The sequence below is a fragment of the Variovorax sp. V118 genome, assembly GCF_041154445.1.
Classification (GTDB): Bacteria; Pseudomonadota; Gammaproteobacteria; order Burkholderiales; family Burkholderiaceae_C; genus Variovorax; species Variovorax boronicumulans.
The window spans coordinates 4,646,420-4,662,754 of sequence record NZ_AP028663.1 but is presented as its reverse complement, the minus strand read 5'-3'; the positions used below and the strand labels follow the sequence as shown (position 1 = coordinate 4,662,754).

General features: G+C 59.0%; 14 protein-coding genes and 2 pseudogenes. 10 read left to right on the top strand and 6 right to left on the bottom strand.

Features of this window, described 5'->3' with window-relative positions:
* Positions 1-75: 75 nt before the first annotated feature.
* Positions 76-942, bottom strand: a complete 867-nt coding sequence (locus ACAM52_RS21730; protein WP_369631541.1) for a hypothetical protein — start codon at positions 940-942, stop codon at positions 76-78.
* A gap of 1,031 nt (positions 943-1,973) precedes the next feature.
* Between ACAM52_RS21730 and ACAM52_RS21725 the strand changes: the two genes are divergently transcribed.
* The 3 genes from ACAM52_RS21725 (at position 1,974) to ACAM52_RS21715 (ending at position 5,320) form a co-directional block, all read left to right on the top strand.
* Positions 1,974-2,975, top strand: coding sequence for a helix-turn-helix domain-containing protein (locus ACAM52_RS21725; RefSeq protein WP_369631542.1), 1,002 nt, complete (start codon positions 1,974-1,976; stop codon positions 2,973-2,975).
* Between the two features lie 141 nt (positions 2,976-3,116).
* Positions 3,117-3,704, top strand: a complete 588-nt coding sequence (locus ACAM52_RS21720) for a hypothetical protein (protein ID WP_369631543.1) — start codon at positions 3,117-3,119, stop codon at positions 3,702-3,704.
* Between the two features lie 20 nt (positions 3,705-3,724).
* Entirely contained in the window at positions 3,725-5,320 is a 1,596-nt protein-coding gene (locus ACAM52_RS21715; RefSeq protein ID WP_369631544.1) for an FAD-dependent oxidoreductase, read from the top strand.
* Between the two features lie 139 nt (positions 5,321-5,459).
* Here the strand turns inward: ACAM52_RS21715 and ACAM52_RS21710 are convergent, their stop codons facing one another.
* Entirely contained in the window at positions 5,460-6,095 is a 636-nt protein-coding gene (locus ACAM52_RS21710; protein ID WP_369631545.1) for a TetR/AcrR family transcriptional regulator, read from the bottom strand.
* Positions 6,096-6,667: 572 nt separating this feature from the next.
* Here ACAM52_RS21710 and ACAM52_RS21705 point away from each other — a divergent pair.
* The gene (locus ACAM52_RS21705) at positions 6,668-6,997 is read left to right on the top strand and encodes a DUF2147 domain-containing protein (protein WP_369644596.1); all 330 of its coding nucleotides are present in this window, start codon (positions 6,668-6,670) and stop codon (positions 6,995-6,997) included.
* Between the two features lie 42 nt (positions 6,998-7,039).
* Positions 7,040-7,918 carry a TorF family putative porin gene (locus ACAM52_RS21700; protein WP_369631547.1) on the top strand — a complete coding sequence of 293 codons (879 nt, stop codon included), beginning with the start codon at positions 7,040-7,042 and terminating at the stop codon, positions 7,916-7,918.
* Positions 7,919-8,736: 818 nt separating this feature from the next.
* On the opposite strand, the gene ACAM52_RS21695 is transcribed toward ACAM52_RS21700, so the two are convergent.
* Positions 8,737-9,432, bottom strand: a complete 696-nt coding sequence (locus ACAM52_RS21695) for a TetR/AcrR family transcriptional regulator (protein ID WP_369631548.1) — start codon at positions 9,430-9,432, stop codon at positions 8,737-8,739.
* A gap of 118 nt (positions 9,433-9,550) precedes the next feature.
* On the opposite strand from ACAM52_RS21695, the pseudogene ACAM52_RS21690 reads away from it, so the two are divergent.
* Both ACAM52_RS21690 and ACAM52_RS21685 read left to right on the top strand, forming a co-directional pair.
* Positions 9,551-9,748 (top strand): annotated as a pseudogene (locus ACAM52_RS21690) (IS21 family transposase); the annotation flags it as partial.
* Between the two features lie 370 nt (positions 9,749-10,118).
* Positions 10,119-10,841 (top strand): winged helix-turn-helix domain-containing protein, encoded by a 723-nt coding sequence (locus tag ACAM52_RS21685; RefSeq protein ID WP_369631549.1) that lies wholly within the window; start codon positions 10,119-10,121, stop codon positions 10,839-10,841.
* Between the two features lie 28 nt (positions 10,842-10,869).
* Here the strand turns inward: ACAM52_RS21685 and ACAM52_RS21680 are convergent, their stop codons facing one another.
* Positions 10,870-11,112: a hypothetical protein gene (locus ACAM52_RS21680; protein ID WP_369631550.1), complete on the bottom strand. Its 243-nt coding sequence runs from the start codon at positions 11,110-11,112 to the stop codon at positions 10,870-10,872.
* A 940-nt stretch (positions 11,113-12,052) separates the two neighbouring features.
* Between ACAM52_RS21680 and ACAM52_RS21675 the strand changes: the two genes are divergently transcribed.
* The 3 genes and pseudogenes from ACAM52_RS21675 to ACAM52_RS21665 all read left to right on the top strand — a co-directional run.
* Positions 12,053-12,841: a response regulator transcription factor gene (locus ACAM52_RS21675; protein WP_369631551.1), complete on the top strand. Its 789-nt coding sequence runs from the start codon at positions 12,053-12,055 to the stop codon at positions 12,839-12,841.
* 304 nt (positions 12,842-13,145) lie between these two features.
* A complete protein-coding gene (locus ACAM52_RS21670; RefSeq protein WP_369631552.1) occupies positions 13,146-13,469 on the top strand; it encodes an H-NS family nucleoid-associated regulatory protein in 324 nt (107 codons plus the stop codon).
* A 519-nt stretch (positions 13,470-13,988) separates the two neighbouring features.
* A pseudogene (locus tag ACAM52_RS21665) lies at positions 13,989-14,338 on the top strand (NYN domain-containing protein); the annotation flags it as partial.
* Between the two features lie 206 nt (positions 14,339-14,544).
* Here ACAM52_RS21665 and ACAM52_RS21660 read toward each other — a convergent pair.
* Together ACAM52_RS21660 and ACAM52_RS21655 are read right to left on the bottom strand one after the other, a co-directional pair.
* Complete coding sequence (locus ACAM52_RS21660) at positions 14,545-14,997, bottom strand: hypothetical protein (RefSeq protein ID WP_369631553.1); 453 nt, start codon at positions 14,995-14,997, stop codon at positions 14,545-14,547.
* Positions 14,998-15,093: 96 nt separating this feature from the next.
* A complete protein-coding gene (locus ACAM52_RS21655; protein ID WP_369631554.1) occupies positions 15,094-16,287 on the bottom strand; it encodes a YadA-like family protein in 1,194 nt (397 codons plus the stop codon).
* Positions 16,288-16,335 lie beyond the last annotated feature (48 nt).

The following is a 16,335-nucleotide window of genomic DNA, read 5'->3' as shown; positions in this document are numbered from 1 at the left end:
GGGTGCAAGGCCGCCGTACTTGGAACTCTGGCGGCGTGAGAGAGGTGCTGAATCGCCGATTGAGGCGACCTAGACCTATACGAGGGCGGGGGCGGCGATATCTGGGCGATTGACGCTGGCGAGCTGAAAGGTCCAGAAGCTGTCCCACAAGTCGCAGTAATGCTCGCACAGCGTGCTGATGCCTTGGTACTGAGCGGGCGTCATGGCCTGAGTGAGGAGCAGCCACAAGTCGTCTTGATGGTCGTCGTCCGCAGCGTCCGAACTCTCGTCGCTTGCTACGCCGTGCACGAAGTAGTAACCCTTGCTCACATCGATACCGAGCGCGCCTGTCGCTGTCCGCAGCGGTGGGCTGAAAAGGATCACTTCCTCCTCGGCTACGGCGAGCAGGGCCACAACATCCAGATAGTTGCCGTAGCTGTTCTCCAGAAAGTTGCGAACCATGTCCGAGACACGGCTCGGTACATATTCGCTGCGCTCCTGAGCCCCGATGCCGTATTCGTCAAGAACGCGCTCGAACAGCGGGTAGTGGGCATACGCAGGATTCCCGCGGTAGTAGCCCTCGGAATCGCAGCCCGGCCGGAATCCGAACTCGTCGAGGTCATTCAGAGTGAGCAGAAAGCGTGGGGCCAACTTCGCTCCGGGGGGCAGTCGAGGCTCCAACTGGCGGGTTTCCAGTTGTGCTGCCAATAGTGCATCGGTGAAGATCTGCACGATCGCGTGCCGGTACTCAAGATGGATCGTCTTCAGCGTCTCAATGCTCAAACGACCGCCATTCAAGGCCGCGATAGCCGGATGTCGGGACACCGGATGAGCTGCGATCTTGTCCCGCAGGGTTCGCAGGAACTCTGCGTTCCGCCGCCAGAGGTCTTGCGGCACGGAGTCACGCATGACCTGAACCGCCTTGCTGCGCGGGTCATCCAAGTCTTCGGGAAGGGAATGCATCGAGCCTCCTTCTTTCGTCATCAAAGTGAGATGAAAAACCGAACGTTTGGTTTTTAGCTGAAAAATTTGAGAATGTAAACAGGAATTCAGTCTGGGCTGCACCGAAATATTTCTGAGTAGACGTGCCACGTCGCGACCCTCGATTGGGCGATCAAGTCCTGGGCGGTGTCGATCGCAATAGGCTGCTCCAGCAAGACGGCGAGTTGGGGCGCAGTGCCCAGACCGTACCCCATGTCATTCCCTCTAGCAGCGCTTGTCGGATCAGTTGATCCAGCTTCATGGCTCACGATCATCGATCCGTCTCTGATCAGCCGTCGACATCTCCAAAATCGAGCGCATAGTGCCGACAGAGGTCGCGCTTGACGGGCCGCGTGGCGACGCCGCTGGCGAAGTCCTGTGCCACTGCCCGGCTTGAATGGCAGGGGTTCCATGCTCGGCGACATACAAATCAGTGGCATGCGACGGGTGGAGCACATCCCGGGATGTGCTTGTTGCCGCACTTGAAGAAGAGGTGATGGCTCAGTTTGCGGCCGGCGCCAACAATGTCGACGGCGGCGGCAATCCCCAAAGCGGCTTTCCGGGCCATGGCCAAGTACTGGCGACGAGCAATGTGGCGCAAGACAGCTACTGCGACACAGTTATGGTCAGGGTCGTGTACCACGGCCGCTCGCTCACTGTGACCCGGGCCTTCCAGCATGACGGGCGGTGCCGCGGTGAAGTAGCTGCAGGCGCGCAAGGTTGGTGCGGTCTTGTCGTGAGCTAATGCGTTGCCTCGGTTTGGGTTAGCCAAAATGCGCAAGATTGGGATAGGTAGTAACGATGGGGGGGGCGCTCGACCTATCGGTGCGTAATGGCGGGTTGCTGCCCGCGTTTATCCGAATCGCAATCTATGTCTGGTCTGAGATCATTCGAATACGTCTATGCTGCTGGGCGTGGCGCACCTCTCGGCTCCGATGTTGCTCCGAGATCGCCATGGCTGGTATACGACACGAACCCTCCTTGTCCCTTCGTTGAAAAGTACAGTTGAGCCCATGGTTCTGCAAGGAAATTGTTCGCCGCTTAATACCTCGTTCGACTATGCAACGGTCGAAACGACCGATGTAGACGAGCACGCAGCATGTTTGTCGAACTGGGAGCAGGACTATGAGCAACTCTCCCCGGGCGCCTTCAGGGGGCGGCTCGAGGAAGTTCGGATAGGGCCGATTCACCTGTATCGCGAAACCATCAGTCAGGCGGTGTTGATGCATGGAGCGACAAAACCCGGTACAACAACGTGGGCTGTGGCTGCAGTTGAGCAGGGGGCTGGTTGGCTTGGAGGTCATCAGATCGATTTCAACTATCTGGTGAGACTCTCCCAGTACAGCGAATTCGAAGTGGCTACGCGCGGCGCGGCCGACGTGGTGGTCGTGAGCATCGACTCCGAATATCTTGGCGACTATGTACGGCGAGCGGAAGGCATCGACTTCGAGACCGAGACATCGCAACATCAAGCCCTGCAGGCGATTGGCTGCAATGTTGGATCCCTGCGCGACTTGCTGATGGAGACACTGGCTGTCACGGCAAATGGTTCCAGGCTTCTCGAGCGCGAACCGCTTCGGCGCGTACTGCTGCACTCAATGTGCGACGAGCTGATCGCCCGCGACAAGCAGTTGGCTGCGCCAATCATGACGGCCGACGTCACCGCCGGTACCCGACAGAGGGTCGTCAGAGAGGCTCGCCAATACATGAGCGAGCACATCGATGAGGCGATCAGCGTGGTCGATCTTTGCGAGGCAATTGGCGTATCGTGCCGCACGCTGCAGTACAGCTTCCAGGACGTGCTGCAGATGAGCCCCGTGGCCTATCTCCGCTCGTCCCGCCTCAACGGCATGCGGCGCGATTTACGTCGCGGCGGTGATGAGTCGGTGGGTGACCGCTGTGCGCGTTGGGGCTTCTGGCACCTGTCGCGTTTTGCGGCCGAGTATCGGCGCATGTTCGGTGAACTGCCGTCAGAAACGCTATCGCGCGCCCGCAGCTTGACAAGGCGAAGCTGATCCTGCGCCTGCCCGGCTCTAGTCGGATCGCACATATTGCCGATACTGGCTAACGCCGGATCCGGCAGCGCTTCAAACTCCGAGCGCTTTGAAGCACCGTGACTTCCTATGTTGCGGAGCTAAATCGGAGGACTCAAGACAATGCGAACGACCACATTTTTTGCCAAACGTCGCTTTCTCAAGCTGGCGCTGATTGGTGTCGGCGGTGCGGTTGCTGTAGCGGGAGGCGGCGTTGGCTATCTGACGCAGACCCACCGCTACCGTGGCCGTTACGGCAAGCTGCTCGCGCTCGACGATCACCACGCAGACATCGTGCATGCGCTGGCCGAGGCCTGCACTCCGGATCGCCCCGGATTTCCGACCGTTGAGCAGACCGAAATCGTTGCCCGTCTAGACGAAGAATTGTTCTTTGTCAGCGACGGGATCTGTTCGGAGATGAAAGCCGCGCTGTATCTGATCGAGATGCTGCCCTTGGTGAGCGGCCACGTCTCGCGGCTGTCGTGTATGCCGGTTGCCGAGCGCCGTGCCTTCCTCGCCAAGGCTAGCGAAACCCGTAACGATACCGTGCGCGTTGCGGTCTCCAGCCTGGCCGCGGCCATGCGCTGGTACTACTACGGCCACCCTGCATCGTGGAACGCTATCGGCTACGACGGTCCATTCATGCAGTTGCCAGAGCAACATAGCGAACAGCGCGTGTTCTACGCTGAGCTGCTCAAGAAGAACAGCTGATCTGTCAAAGAGCATTCAACATGGAAAACAAGGTTTTTGAGTTCACCGACTACGGGCAAGTGGAGCAAATCACCGCCGAAGTGTGTGTGATCGGCTCCGGTTGCGGAGGGGCCACCCTGGCCTACAAGCTGGCCGAGGCCGGCATCGATGTCGTCGTGATCGAAAAAGGCGGCTACTACCCCTCGTCGACCTTCGACAATCGGGAACTGAACCAGGCCGGCAAGGTCGACGCCGAGCGCAACCTGGTCACCTCCACCGACGGCTCGACGGTACTGACCTATGGCGAACTGGTGGGAGGTACCTCGGTCCATTACTGGGCCGACAGCTACCGCACGCCCGAGGATCGGCTCTCCCTGTGGAACGAGCAGTATGGCATCACCGGCCACAGCGCTGCCGAACTCGGCCCTATCTTTGCTGACGTCGAGCGCCGGCTCAGCATCCAGGAGCACGGGCCGGCGTATTACAACCGGATGAACGAACTCTTCCGCGACGCCGTCGATGCGCTCGGCTGGACCGGCGCCGCAGTTAAGTCGGCCCGCAAGCCTTGCGCCCGCTCCGGTCATTGCATGCAGGGTTGCCGCATTGACGCCAAACAAAGTCAGCTCGTCACCAGTATCCCGGCCGCGATGGAGCTCGGCGCGAGGATCTACGCGGACCTGAAGGCGCAGTCCTTCAGCTTCGACGGTTCACAGGTGACGCAACTGACGGCTAGCGTGATCGATCGCCGACGCAACCGCCCCAGCGGCAAGACCGTCGTCATCAAGGCTAAGCAGTTCGTTGTGGCCGCAGGTGGCTTCAACACGCCGGCATTCCTGCTGGCTCAGTCGCAACTGCGCGAGGCTCTTCCCGCTCTGGGCAAGCACTTCGGCATGAACCCGGCTGTCTTCGCACATGGCATGTTCAAGGAGCCCATCGTCTTGTGGCGCAACATTCCCGTTGCTTATGGCAGTGAACACTTCCGCCGGGCGAGCTACGACGCACAGGGCAACTATGTTGAGGGCGGCTATATGCTCGTTCCGGATCAGCTCCAGCCGGCGATGATGGGCTACACCGTTCCCGGATTCGATGGCCAGGCCGTCGATTGGATGGCAAACTTGCCCAATGTTGGCGGCGCCATCGGCTGGATCGACGACCATCCCGACGAGTTGGGCGAGATCAAGCTGGACAGCGATGGCCAACGTCAAGTCCTCTATCCCTACGGGCCTATCACGCAGAAGATGCTGCGCGATGTAATGAAGAAGGCGGCCCTGATTAATTTCCGGGCCGGTGCCACATCGGTCATGCTGCCCGACTGGCGCCGCACGACGCTGTCTTCGGCGGCCGAAATTGATCGCATTGACGCGCTGGAGATCAAGCCCGGCAGCCTCATGATTGCGGCGCCGCACCCTTTCGGTGGCTGCCGCATGGGCAAAGACCCGAAGACGTCGGTTACCGATTCGAGCCATCGCGTCCATGGGATGAAGAACTTGTTCGTTTCAGATCCTTCGGTGCTGCCGACAGGGCCTTCGGTCGACCCCAGCGTCACCATCATGGGCTTCAGCTATATCGCGGCCGAGCAGGTCGCTCAGGTGCTTGGAAAAAGTACACGGATGCCGACGACGCCTACCGCCAATTAGTCAAGCCTGCGACCGGAATCCCAAACGTATGCGCCTTGACGCTCAAGGTCGATCTGGTCGGCCTGTTCGGGATCTATCGGGAGCAAGCGTGCGAAGCGAACGCCGCGCCATCGTCAGCCCGAGCGAGGAAGGCGCCTGATCAGCTATCGGATGACGCCAGCCCGGACAGATAGCTTTTCACAGTCAGGCGCTTGAGCGATGCGATGTCGGCCCACGGGTAGTCGCTGATGGTGATGAAATTCAGGGCTAATCCCTGCAGGACGCACATCAGACCTTGAGCCACCGAAGCGGCATTCGAGCTGCCGAGTTCGCCCTGAGCCTGCGCCTTTTCTACCGTGTGTGTGAAAAGGTCAAAGTACTTGAGGCGGTCGGAGTTTTCCACATAGCTGCGAGTCGCTCCTTGTTCAAGGTCTGGTTGCAGAAACACGATGAGGAAGCGTTCCGGGTACTCCAGCCAGTAGTCGAGGTAGCACAGCGCGAGTTTTTCCAAGCGCGCCCGTGGAGATCTCGTCTTGATCTGTCCCAGGCGGTCAAAAAGCTCGTCGAGGATCATGTCCCAAACATGCCAAAGGATCTCCTGCTTGTTGTCGAAGTAGCGATATAGCCACATCGGTGAGCACCCCACTTCGCTGGCAATGTTACGCATGGAAACAGCATCCACTCCCTCACGCAAGAACAACTCGCGCGCCACGGCGGCTATGCGCTCTCGCATCTCTTTTTCATCCGCGGCGGCTTGACGCGGGCGGCCTCGAGACTTGGCACTAGGCTCATTCATATGTAATATCGTATACGTGTATATATAAAAAAGGAGACAACATGCAGACACCCGACTTAGGGGCAGACATTCACTCGGTGCCGAGGACCGTACCATGAACCGCCTAGCAAGGGCGTGCGTGGGCGTACTGAGCGACGGTCATTCGGAAGCATCGCGGGCGCCACGCCGTCCATTCGCTCATAGAGGTTCCTTGTCGCGCTTTTCGACGATGGGCGCAGCTGCCAATTGGCGCGCGCTGATGAAGCGACGCGTCTCAGCTCAGTCACTCGATCCTCCCTAGAAGGCTTGGTGAAGGCGCGGCCACTCAACGTTGCGATTCCGCGTTTTCGCATACGTCGTTCTCTCGAGTGTTTCACGGCACTCAAGAAACGAGCGCACGCCTTCGCGTTAGATACCATTTTTTCTACGTACGTCTTGTCCGTTGACGGGGCGGCGTACTTCTATCTTGAAAATCTATGACTCTTTCACTCAATTGCGTGACTCGATTGCTTCGAGTTCCATTCGCAGTACTTCTGATCACTCTCACCCCGTTTGCATTGGCCGCGAGCCCAGAGGATGCCAAGGGCCTTTGGATGACGGCAGAAAAGGATGGCGTCCTCGAATTCAGGCCTTGCTCCGACAACCCCGCTTCCTTGTGTGGGCGCGTCATATGGGACAAGGATGCTGGCACGCCTCTCGACACTTGCGGGCTGGAGATTGCTCGGCTCGACCGCTATGAGAACGATGCGTGGCGCGACGGCTGGGTGTATGACCCTCGCGCCAGCAAGAAATACAAAGGCGCTTTGCGCGTGAAGTCGGGGGAATTGCACATCCGAGCCTACGTCGGCAGCGAAATCCTGGGGCAAACCGAGCAGCTGCAGCGTATCAACGCTTTGCCGGCGACCCCTGTCTGCCGGCTGTGATTTTCCCCCATCATCACTCACTCCTCCGAAAGAAAAATGCGTATGAACCGCTCCTTGCTGAAAATGGTCGCTGCGAGTTTTCTGCTCGTCGTCATTTCCGCCTCCGCGTATGCCGATGAAACTGCCAGCTATTCATTGGAGACCGAGGTCAAGTTGCTCAGCGACCAGAGAAATCGGGGAATTTCCGAATCGTTCAATCAACCTGCGATCCAGCTGGGTGTGCAGTTTGCCCATGAAAGTGGTGTGATCGCCTTGGCCCAGTTGACCACGGTCAGCAGGAAGGTCAACCTGGGAAGCGATGGCTATGCCCTGCTGCTTGGCTCTGGCTATCGCTTTGGGGATCCCGAGGGATGGCACTTTGGGTTGGGTGTGGCCACAGAGGTTTTTCCTGGCGCGAAGTTTGATGCTCCGCATTCTTTTGATGTGAACACCGGGGTGGCAGCGGATGTGAGGACTAGCAAGTACAACACGTCCTACGCATTGCTTGAGGTCGGTTGGGGTGCACTTGAAGGCCGCATCCTTAATGTGATCTCGAAGAACTATCGCGGCGTCAACACTGGATCAGTATGCGGGACGTTACTGGCCTTGTCTGCCGATCCCAGTAAAGCCCTTGACTGCTATGCGCGCGGTGATCACAACTCGCGCGGGAGCTGGCTCCTGGATCTTGACTACAAGCTCGCGCTGACTGATCGGACTTCACTGAAGCTGCACGCAGGTACCCAACGCATCAGGAACTTCAAGGAAGCCAACTACAGCGACTATTCGATCGGTCTGCTTCACAAGCGGTGGGATATGAATTGGAGTATCGAGTACGTGATTCCCAAGACCAAGGTGCGGGAACTCTTCCAGGTTGTTGAAAACAACAAGATTCGTGCTGTAGATAGCAATCGCTTGGTTCTCTCCGTTTCTCGAAAATTCTAAGGTCCCGCGGGAAGCTCGTCCAAGAGTTGGGAAAGAGCCTGGACTTCGGTGGTCTGGACCGTAAGATTTTCCAAGGTCGAGTCCGTGCAAGCGACGCGACCGCAGTTCAGTGCGAAGGTCGAACTGACACTAGGTTCACGAGTCTGGCCGTGGAACTCCCGCTGAGCTTGCTGCGCGAGCAACGAAACTGGTGGTCTGCGATCGAGAACGAGCGCTTGAGTTGGTGCGCAATCTTCTCTTAACTCAAGCCCATCTACCGCGAGCAGGGCAACGACATGCTCGACGGGTGTGGGGCGCGGAATCCTCGCGCGACGTTGGCCATGCTTAGTGAAATTTTCATGACCGGCCCGCGCGCCATCGCGACGACTTCCTCGAAGCGAGCCCAACGCTCGCCACGAGCCAGTTGGCAGGCGTCCATCGGGTCCACGCATATGAGGCTTGCGGGACATGTTCGATCCAGGATCGGGGCGGCCATCTTCAGATGAGTGCAGATGCTCGATAGTTCCGTACGCACTTTGCGACCAAGCAATCGCTCCAGCTCCAAGCCGCGCAGCACGGCCACGCCATGCAGATGCCACGCGGCCTGCACGCATCGGTCTGAGGCGTCGATTGGCGCGACTCCGACTGATGGGACGACACGTGCGGTCGTGCAGAGTTCGACTTTTGGGGTACCAGGTGGCATTGTGGTCGCCCAATCGGCGACCCTGGGTATCAGGCGCGGCGGCGATCCCATTGAGGTGATTTCTCGAAAAGGCCTCCTTGCCGCGGCCACAGCTCCCATCTCCTAGATTCGGGCCTTTGGGTTCAACATCGAACAGCTACGACGCCGTAGCGGCAGCTGCAGCATGGGCCAATAGCAAGTGAGCGCTTTCCCGGACGCGCACTGCTATCTCACGAATGGACGCGTCATCCTGACGAGCTATCCCCAGTTGCACGAATAAACCGTCGCTCAAGCTGATCAGGACTGCCGCTAGGTGCCGACTTTCAGTTGCAGGGATGACCGAATAGGCGCGGCGGATCAACCCTGCGACACCTGAGATCAAGGCTTCATACGCCTCGCTGAGCACGCGCGCCGACTCTTTGTCCGCGACGCCCATCGACCAGAAGTGGGGAATCAGTATGACTTTTTGTTCATGCTCTGCATGCTCAATAACACTGTCTAGCATTGCGTCCAGAACCGCTATTGCAGCCTCAGGGGTAGAGGAATTTTTCTCCGCCTCTTGGATTAGTACAACGTACTCGTCGAGTAAGGGCTTCATCACTGCGCGCAACAACTCCGCTCGACCCGAAAAATAATACTGTACGTTGCTGATCCTCACGCCTGTTTCGTCGGCCACACGTCGTAAGGTAAAGCCGAGAGGTCCTTCGGCAAGCAGCAGCTTTCTGGCGGCGTCCACCAGCGCGTTGCGGGTCCGCAAGCCTTGAGCGCGGAGAGTCGGCGCCACGCCATCGGCCTTTTTCTTGGGGGCGGCGCGAGATTTGGCGCTGGACATGCGCTCACGATTGGTTTCCATTGTGCTTCGTTTGTTGATTGCTACTGAAAATTGACCCAGCTAACTCACTAATTTCCGTCAAAGGCTGACTCACGTAAAAACCGTACTCAGCTGATCTTTAAAGCAGAGGCTCCTGGGAGTGACGGATGTGGCGACATGGAGTGTCATCAGACGCCGGGCCCTGCGCGAGCAGCCGCCCATTCGCGAGATAGCCAGGCGTGCAGGCCTGTCTCGCAACATCATCAAGAAGTGCCTGTGAGCCGGCGAAGAAACGCCGCGCTACGCCAAGCGGGCAAACTCAAGCAAGCTCGACAGCCACGTTGGCGAGCTGGCGCTCTGAGTCGCGATCGAGGCAGCCAAATCGCGGAAACAGCGGCGCAATCTGCGGCAAACCTACACATCCCAATCTAAAAAGGAAAACATCAAGCACTTCCCCACATCGTGAAGCCTTCAGGCTCACAAAGTGGATGGGTCAGTATTCGATGGAAGTTTCGGGGAAGGGATCGGTGGAATTCAACAGCCTTTGTGAACTTTGTCCCACAACAGGTCATCTTCTTATTTGTCCACACGACCTGTGTTTGTAATAATGACCAAACAAATCCAAGATTATTCACTCCGCCACGAACCGTGACTGGCTCAAGTTGCGCCTTGATCGAGTGTGGCGTCTGATCTGCTGATTGATACGTTCTGACAAGCAATTCGTGAGGATGGACTACAGAAATGCGATGGGACAAATGAACGGCCGGATTGTGTTGTTGATGAGCTCGCATGAGGAGGTTGACTGGCTGCGCCGGCGGCTGAAAGATGCGGGTTTCGACTTGGTTTGCGTGCAGCACAAAGAGGACCTGCTGGCGGTTGCGTCGATGTCTGGTATCGCGCTGTTTCTCTTGATGGTGGATGAGGTGGGGTGTGCGTTGCCGGAGCTTGTATTTGGCATTCGCTCAAACTCTGCTTCGATGGCTCCTGTGATGGTTCTAGTCAACTTGCACGCCGTACTTGGGGTGCCGGGATTTTCCATCCTTGATGTTGACGATTTCTTGTTTGGCGCTTGGGGGTGGGAGGAAGTTGCTCCTCGAATCTTGTCGCTCTGCGGTGGGGCGTCGCCCCGGGGCAGTGGAAAGCGGCATGACCCGTACGGCTTCCAATTGACGCGCAGCCGTTTGGCCGTTGAGTACGCGGGCAGGGAGGTCATTCTGAGTCCGAGCGAGTTTGAAATCGCACGGGTGCTGGTTCGACATCTTGATGCTCCTGTCCCGCGATTGATGCTGCCAAGCGGGGCCCGTGGATGTGCTGAGCCAGGCGGCGGTCGTTCGTTGGATGTTTTGGTGTCTCGGTTGCGCAAAAAGCTTGATTCGATTGCGGGAGGGGATTTTTGTTTGCGCTCGGTCTCTCGTGTAGGGTACAGGCTGGGGAGAGTGCGTGCCAACTAGGAGTGCTACAGTTGCAGTCTACACTCCTCTACAGGCCGAGGCGCTGCGCGAGCCCGCCAAGTCCTTCATCAAGCCGCAGTCGCACGACATGCTGAGCATGCCGGCCGCGCAGATCAAGGCGACCGAGGCGCTGGTGGTGATTCACATCAGCGATGCTGATGCGCAAGGCAGCGCCGACGACTACCTGCAGTTCATTGCGCCGCGGACCAGCGCTGTGCGCAGCTACCTGATCGGGTGCGGCGTCGCCGTACTGCGCCTTTCGCATCGACACGTGAGCGCGACCACTTGCACCACGCCGGCATCGCTCACGGATTGCGTCAAGACCACGCCGGCGAATGCACCGCCTGCGGTGCGCAGTGGCCTGCACCACTGCCTAGCCCGCCGGGGCCACGGGCGTGATCGACTGGCGCTTCATGGGCACGGTCGAGCCGGGCGGCACGGGCTTCGTGCGGTTCCAGGTGAAGGTGGACTGAGAGGAGGACGAGCTCTATCTGTCAGAGCGTTGTTGAACGACCCATCTGACCCAAGAGGATGCAGGCCATGAATCAGACCTGTGTGCATCACCCGCTGTTACCGCCTTCGTGTGCCGTCGCACTGCTCAGCGCTGCCACCTCCGTGGGCCCCGTGAGCAACACCGACAATCTGGACTACCCCGACGTCGAGGTGCGCCGCCTCGACTTCAGGGAACCCTTTCTGCGCGACGGCGTTGTGTCGCGGCTCCAGCGCTTTCGCGAGATCAAGTCCGGCATCACCCAGGCCCAGGTGCTCGCCGTGCTCGGGCAGGCGCTGAAGCGGCAGAGTGGCGCGCTCGGCACCGAGTGGATGGGACTACCACTTCAAGTTCCAGACGCCCCAGTTGACCAACTATCTTGTATGCCGATACAAGGTCGTGTTGGACGACAGCCGGGCCGTGCGCCGCGTGGTGCCGCCGCCAATGCCTGGACCTGCTGCCGCGCTGAGCGCCGCCGGCAGCCGCACCAGCCCGTAGCTCATGTCTCGCGATTCCACGCGTGCGCCGTCCCTTCAAGGCCTTTGTGTACGGCAGCTCCGCCGACGAGCCGAAGAGCCGACGCGACTGGCCGAGCGTTGCCTAGAGGCGATCGACGACGGCACGCTGAAAAGCGTCGACTGCGTTGTGGCCAGCCTGCGCGTCGGCGAGGTGGGGGTCGAGAGGGTGTCTGCACAGCTAAGAAGTGGGGACATTCAAGACAATGAACCGAGCCAATGCTTCGTGCGATGACGTTGAAGAAAAAATTCAGGCGCTACGCGTTGCCTTGATCGTTGAGGGGGTAGAAGACAGCGAAGTTCTACGAAATTGCGTTGAATTTATCGTCGGATGTCGTGTTGTCTCATTCGACGCATTGCAGGCTCTTGAGAGCGGATTGCACAGTGGCGAGAAGTTTGACTTGCTGCTGATTTCTTTGCGCAACGCGAGCGATTCGTACCTGAGTCAGGTTCGGGCCATTCGCGACTTGACATGTGCGTCCGCAATTTTCTTATTGCACAACAGTGACCTTTGGAAATTGCAGGGAATCAGTGCTGATTACCTCGGCTTGAGTTTCACGGATTTCTTGCTTGCCCCCTTCGAGTTGCGCGAACTGCGCCTGAGGCTTGGCATGATGGCGAGGCGAATCGCCTCAGCTCAAAGCGATCAAGATCTGATCCTGCAGGACTACCATTTTCGAGTGAGAAGTCGTACGGTTCTCTATCAAGGTAGTTTGGTGCATCTGAGCCCTCAAGAGTTCAAGCTGGCCTTTGAGCTTTTTCGGAATATGGGGCGTGTACTGACGAGAGATTGGCTGCTGAGAACGATCTGGGCACATGATTCTGCGCCGCGTACGGTTGATGTTTGTGCCTCGAACTTGCGAAAAAAGCTAAAACTTCATCCAGGGAATAGTTTCACCCTTCGCTCGGTCTATGGGCATGGGTATCAACTCGCCGGAGGTGAGGTTAGTCATCTCGAGTTATCAGGCAACAGAGTGCAAGGGGCGAGTGTGTGAGAGAACGAATCAAATCAGAGGAAGTAGAGGTCCATGCGGTCAACGAAGTCCGTTCAATGAGTGATCTGTCCCCTCTTGCCCTGTCCTAGTGCGAAAGGTGAGCGCCCTCGGATTCGGTTCTGCCTGATTCGGATTGACGGAAGAGGGGCGATGCGTTCTGCCAAGCTGCGCAGGAGCGCATGCATGATTGTCCAAACCAGGCTGCAGTTGGCGATATGGCTTTGGGGATTTTTCGAGCACAATTCGTGTGCCGCAATGAATTGCGGAATTACTCAAGCACGGAACTGATCCAGAAGGAATCTGAATGACATCGCTCGCCGATATCAAGCTACAAATCGAACAGCAGGAGCAGCAACGTGCTCAGTTGCAAAAGCAGGTGGAGGGATTGCGCGCGGCGGAGCGCAACACTGTGATCGAGGAAGTACGCGAAAAAATCGTGGAGTATGGCATCACCGCGACGGAATTGAAGCTCATCGCGACCAAAGGTCGCAAAGTTACCCACGTTGCCATTCTCCCGAAATACCGCAACGGAAATGGCGAGACTTGGGCGGGTGGCCGCGGACGCAGGCCCAAATGGGTGGTTGACGCCCTGGCTGCGGGAAAGTCCTTGTCGGACTTTGAAGTCTGAGATCCGCAATCGGGCAGCGGAAAGACTGATCAATCGGTTGGCATTGCCGTACGGCGAACGGTAGGTAGTTCCACCAGTCGCCCCGCGAGAATATGGGATGGCTTCTTGGTTACCAACGATTGCACTGGGTGGCACGAAGCGAATCCGTCGACTCCGCCCTACCCTCGTTCTTTGCACTGTCGTTGCGACGACTGCCTGTGGGCGCGCTGCGCTGCCCGTATTGCCCTATCCGGCGATCTAGAGTTCCAGCCTTTTGACTCATACGTGTTTGCGTTGCGGGCAGCCGAAAAGCGACAGATCGCGTATCCCGATGGGCCTCTTTGGCTGCACGGCGAAGGAGGCAGAAGCGTCGACGCCGTCTTGAATGCTGACAGCGCGGCGATGGCGTTCTACGGTCTCGCAGGTGCAGGCATCGGGAATGAGAAGGGGCACAACCGAAATTCTCAGCGGGCTGCCGCCGATCCTGCAGCGCTATGAAGCCGTGTTCGGCAACAGCCAGGGCAAGTGGTATCAAGAGGAGTGCGTCGAGACCATTGGCATCCAACTCGCGATGCTGACCGCGCTTCAACCTGCGTCGCAGTCCTCGTTCGTTGCGACAACGTCACCCCGGAAATCCTTGAGTGAGCATTGCGCGTGATCGCCCAGTTCGGCCGCGTTGTCTTGCGCCGCGGCTACGGGAATCACGGCACCTTGGCCCACAAGTGGCGGGAGGCGCTGGTCCGGTTGGCACTCCCCCATGCTTGCAGTACCAACAGGCGGCCGGCAAGAACACCGCAGACATCGCGCTGGCTTTCGATGCGATGGAGGCCGTGTTCGATCGCAAGATCGACACCTTCTGCCTGGTTGCCAGCGACTCCGACTTTGCGTACCGGCCAATGGTGCGATGACGGTCGCCTCGATTGCGACCGCCACGGCTTGCGGCGCTCCGCATTTGGGGCCCGCCCGCGCCGTTTCATGAATCTGACCGCATTCGACGAAACAGCGTTGAACCGCTCATTCTTTTGCAATAGCGTGTCGTCGACGGGTGCTGGCTGATCAGTTGCCGGATGGACGACGTATTCAACCTGCGGCGGATTCACAACTGGCGAAGCGCCTTGGTCTTTGTGGACCGTCCCGAGATGGAAATTGGATGAGGTCTATTTGCCGAGTCGACGACCGCTAATTCAAGGTGGTGAAGATCTGGAATTTCCTTCCAAAGGTGGTGGGCCACCTCACGCGGCACTACCATTTCAACGATATCGCCGACATCGAGATGGGCCGACCCTATTGGGAGCAACGGAAAACTCAGCGTCGTGGAACTCGGGAGCTGCACCTGGACAAACCTGATGGTAGCGGGGCGCTTGCCAACGTTGCTCACGGAAATGGACAGCGTCAGGTAGTCGTCGCATTGAAAGGGGGAGCCGTGTGCAGTGATCTTGTGCCTGCCCATCCATAACGGCAGCCACGGCCCAAACACCGCAAACAGGGCGAGGACGATGGAAAGTCCAGAAACGATCAGACTGAGTAGCGCGATGTTCTCAGTCGTCACGGCAAGCCCCGCATCGGTTTCGGGCGGGTGTCGGCAGGGGCTTCGGGATTGAGCTCTCCCCAGAGATGCCCCACGGCGGGTCCGCCGGGCAGCGTATCACCACGACCAGAGGCCGCCCGCCCCGGCGCCGACCTTGCCGCCGGGGCCCGTGCCGACGTTGAACTTGAGCTGCAATTGCTCTGACACGCGCGCCGCCACGCTCAGTGATATCGCGGACTGTCCGTCGTAGCTGGCAACGCCCAGCCCGACACCTATCCGTTTGCCAGTCTCCAGGGCCGGAACGGAAGCCGCAGCGAGTGCTACCGCCGCTCCGGTACCCGCCACGCGGCGATTCTCGGACATCTGTTGCTGCATGCGATGAGTGGTCAGCTGCTGCGTGGCGTTGATGTTCTGCTGGGCAGCATTGATGGCGGCCTGCTGGGCCGTCGTGGCCGCAAGACCCTGGGCCATGGCATCGACCTGGCCGACGTTGGCGGCATCGGTGGGCGCCACGCCCGGCGCCACGTTGGTGATGGTCTGCCCGCCGTTGTCGATGCCGGCGGTTCGCGTCCTGCCAGTGACGGTCAGCGTGTCCGTGCTGATGTTGCCGGTGTTGAGGATGCCGTGGGTCGTGCTGGTGCCCGTCACGGACAGCGTACCGCCGATCGTTGCATTGCTGGTGGTCGTCAGAGTGCTGGTGCCGATGTTGCCGGCGTTCACAATGCCGTTTGTGGCACTAACGCCCAACACACTCAAGGTGCCGGTATTTTTCGTGTTGCCCACGAGGGTGTTGGTTCCGTCGTCGCTGGTCATGAGTCCGCTGATCGGTGCCAGGCCAGAGTTCAGTACGCCCGTGAAGGTACCGTTGAGCGTTGTGTTCGAGCCGGCGATGTTTCCTGTCGCCGCGTTCACGGTGCTCATGTAGGCCTCCTGCGGCCTCACGCTCACCGTCGATGCATTGCCGCTGACCTGATCGGCGGCTGTGGTGCGAACCTCCGACGTGTTGAGCAAGAGACTGGAGGATGGGTTCGACTGCGCCGGTGCGTAGGTTTCCATCTGGATCGACGACGGCGTCGAGATGATCTGGGTGCCCCCTGCGCCGGGTGCATCGACGAAGACGGCCGCGCGTGGCTGCCCCTGCGAGAGGGCCGAATGCGGGCCGCTGCCGCTGTAGCGGGTGCGGTCTGTCCCGCTATCCACCTCGACCTGGGCATACTGGGCCATGGCTTGAGCGCCAACCATGGCCAGCCCGACGCAGATGGCGATGGCTCGCAGGCGAGCCCGCTTGCAGTTCCTGTCGCTGCAGTTCATGTCTATGATCCTCCCGGGTTGATGTGATCGACGCGGCGGATACTCGCC

Coding starts and splice junctions, on each gene's coding strand:
- ACAM52_RS21730 (WP_369631541.1), bottom strand. CDS start 942: ATGCATTCCCTTCCCGAAGACTTGGATGACCCGCGCAGCAAGGCGGTT.
- ACAM52_RS21725 (WP_369631542.1), top strand. CDS start 1,974: ATGGTTCTGCAAGGAAATTGTTCGCCGCTTAATACCTCGTTCGACTAT.
- ACAM52_RS21720 (WP_369631543.1), top strand. CDS start 3,117: ATGCGAACGACCACATTTTTTGCCAAACGTCGCTTTCTCAAGCTGGCG.
- ACAM52_RS21715 (WP_369631544.1), top strand. CDS start 3,725: ATGGAAAACAAGGTTTTTGAGTTCACCGACTACGGGCAAGTGGAGCAA.
- ACAM52_RS21710 (WP_369631545.1), bottom strand. CDS start 6,095: ATGAATGAGCCTAGTGCCAAGTCTCGAGGCCGCCCGCGTCAAGCCGCC.
- ACAM52_RS21705 (WP_369644596.1), top strand. CDS start 6,668: ATGACGGCAGAAAAGGATGGCGTCCTCGAATTCAGGCCTTGCTCCGAC.
- ACAM52_RS21700 (WP_369631547.1), top strand. CDS start 7,040: ATGAACCGCTCCTTGCTGAAAATGGTCGCTGCGAGTTTTCTGCTCGTC.
- ACAM52_RS21695 (WP_369631548.1), bottom strand. CDS start 9,432: ATGGAAACCAATCGTGAGCGCATGTCCAGCGCCAAATCTCGCGCCGCC.
- ACAM52_RS21685 (WP_369631549.1), top strand. CDS start 10,119: ATGGACTACAGAAATGCGATGGGACAAATGAACGGCCGGATTGTGTTG.
- ACAM52_RS21675 (WP_369631551.1), top strand. CDS start 12,053: ATGAACCGAGCCAATGCTTCGTGCGATGACGTTGAAGAAAAAATTCAG.
- ACAM52_RS21670 (WP_369631552.1), top strand. CDS start 13,146: ATGACATCGCTCGCCGATATCAAGCTACAAATCGAACAGCAGGAGCAG.
- ACAM52_RS21655 (WP_369631554.1), bottom strand. CDS start 16,287: ATGAACTGCAGCGACAGGAACTGCAAGCGGGCTCGCCTGCGAGCCATC.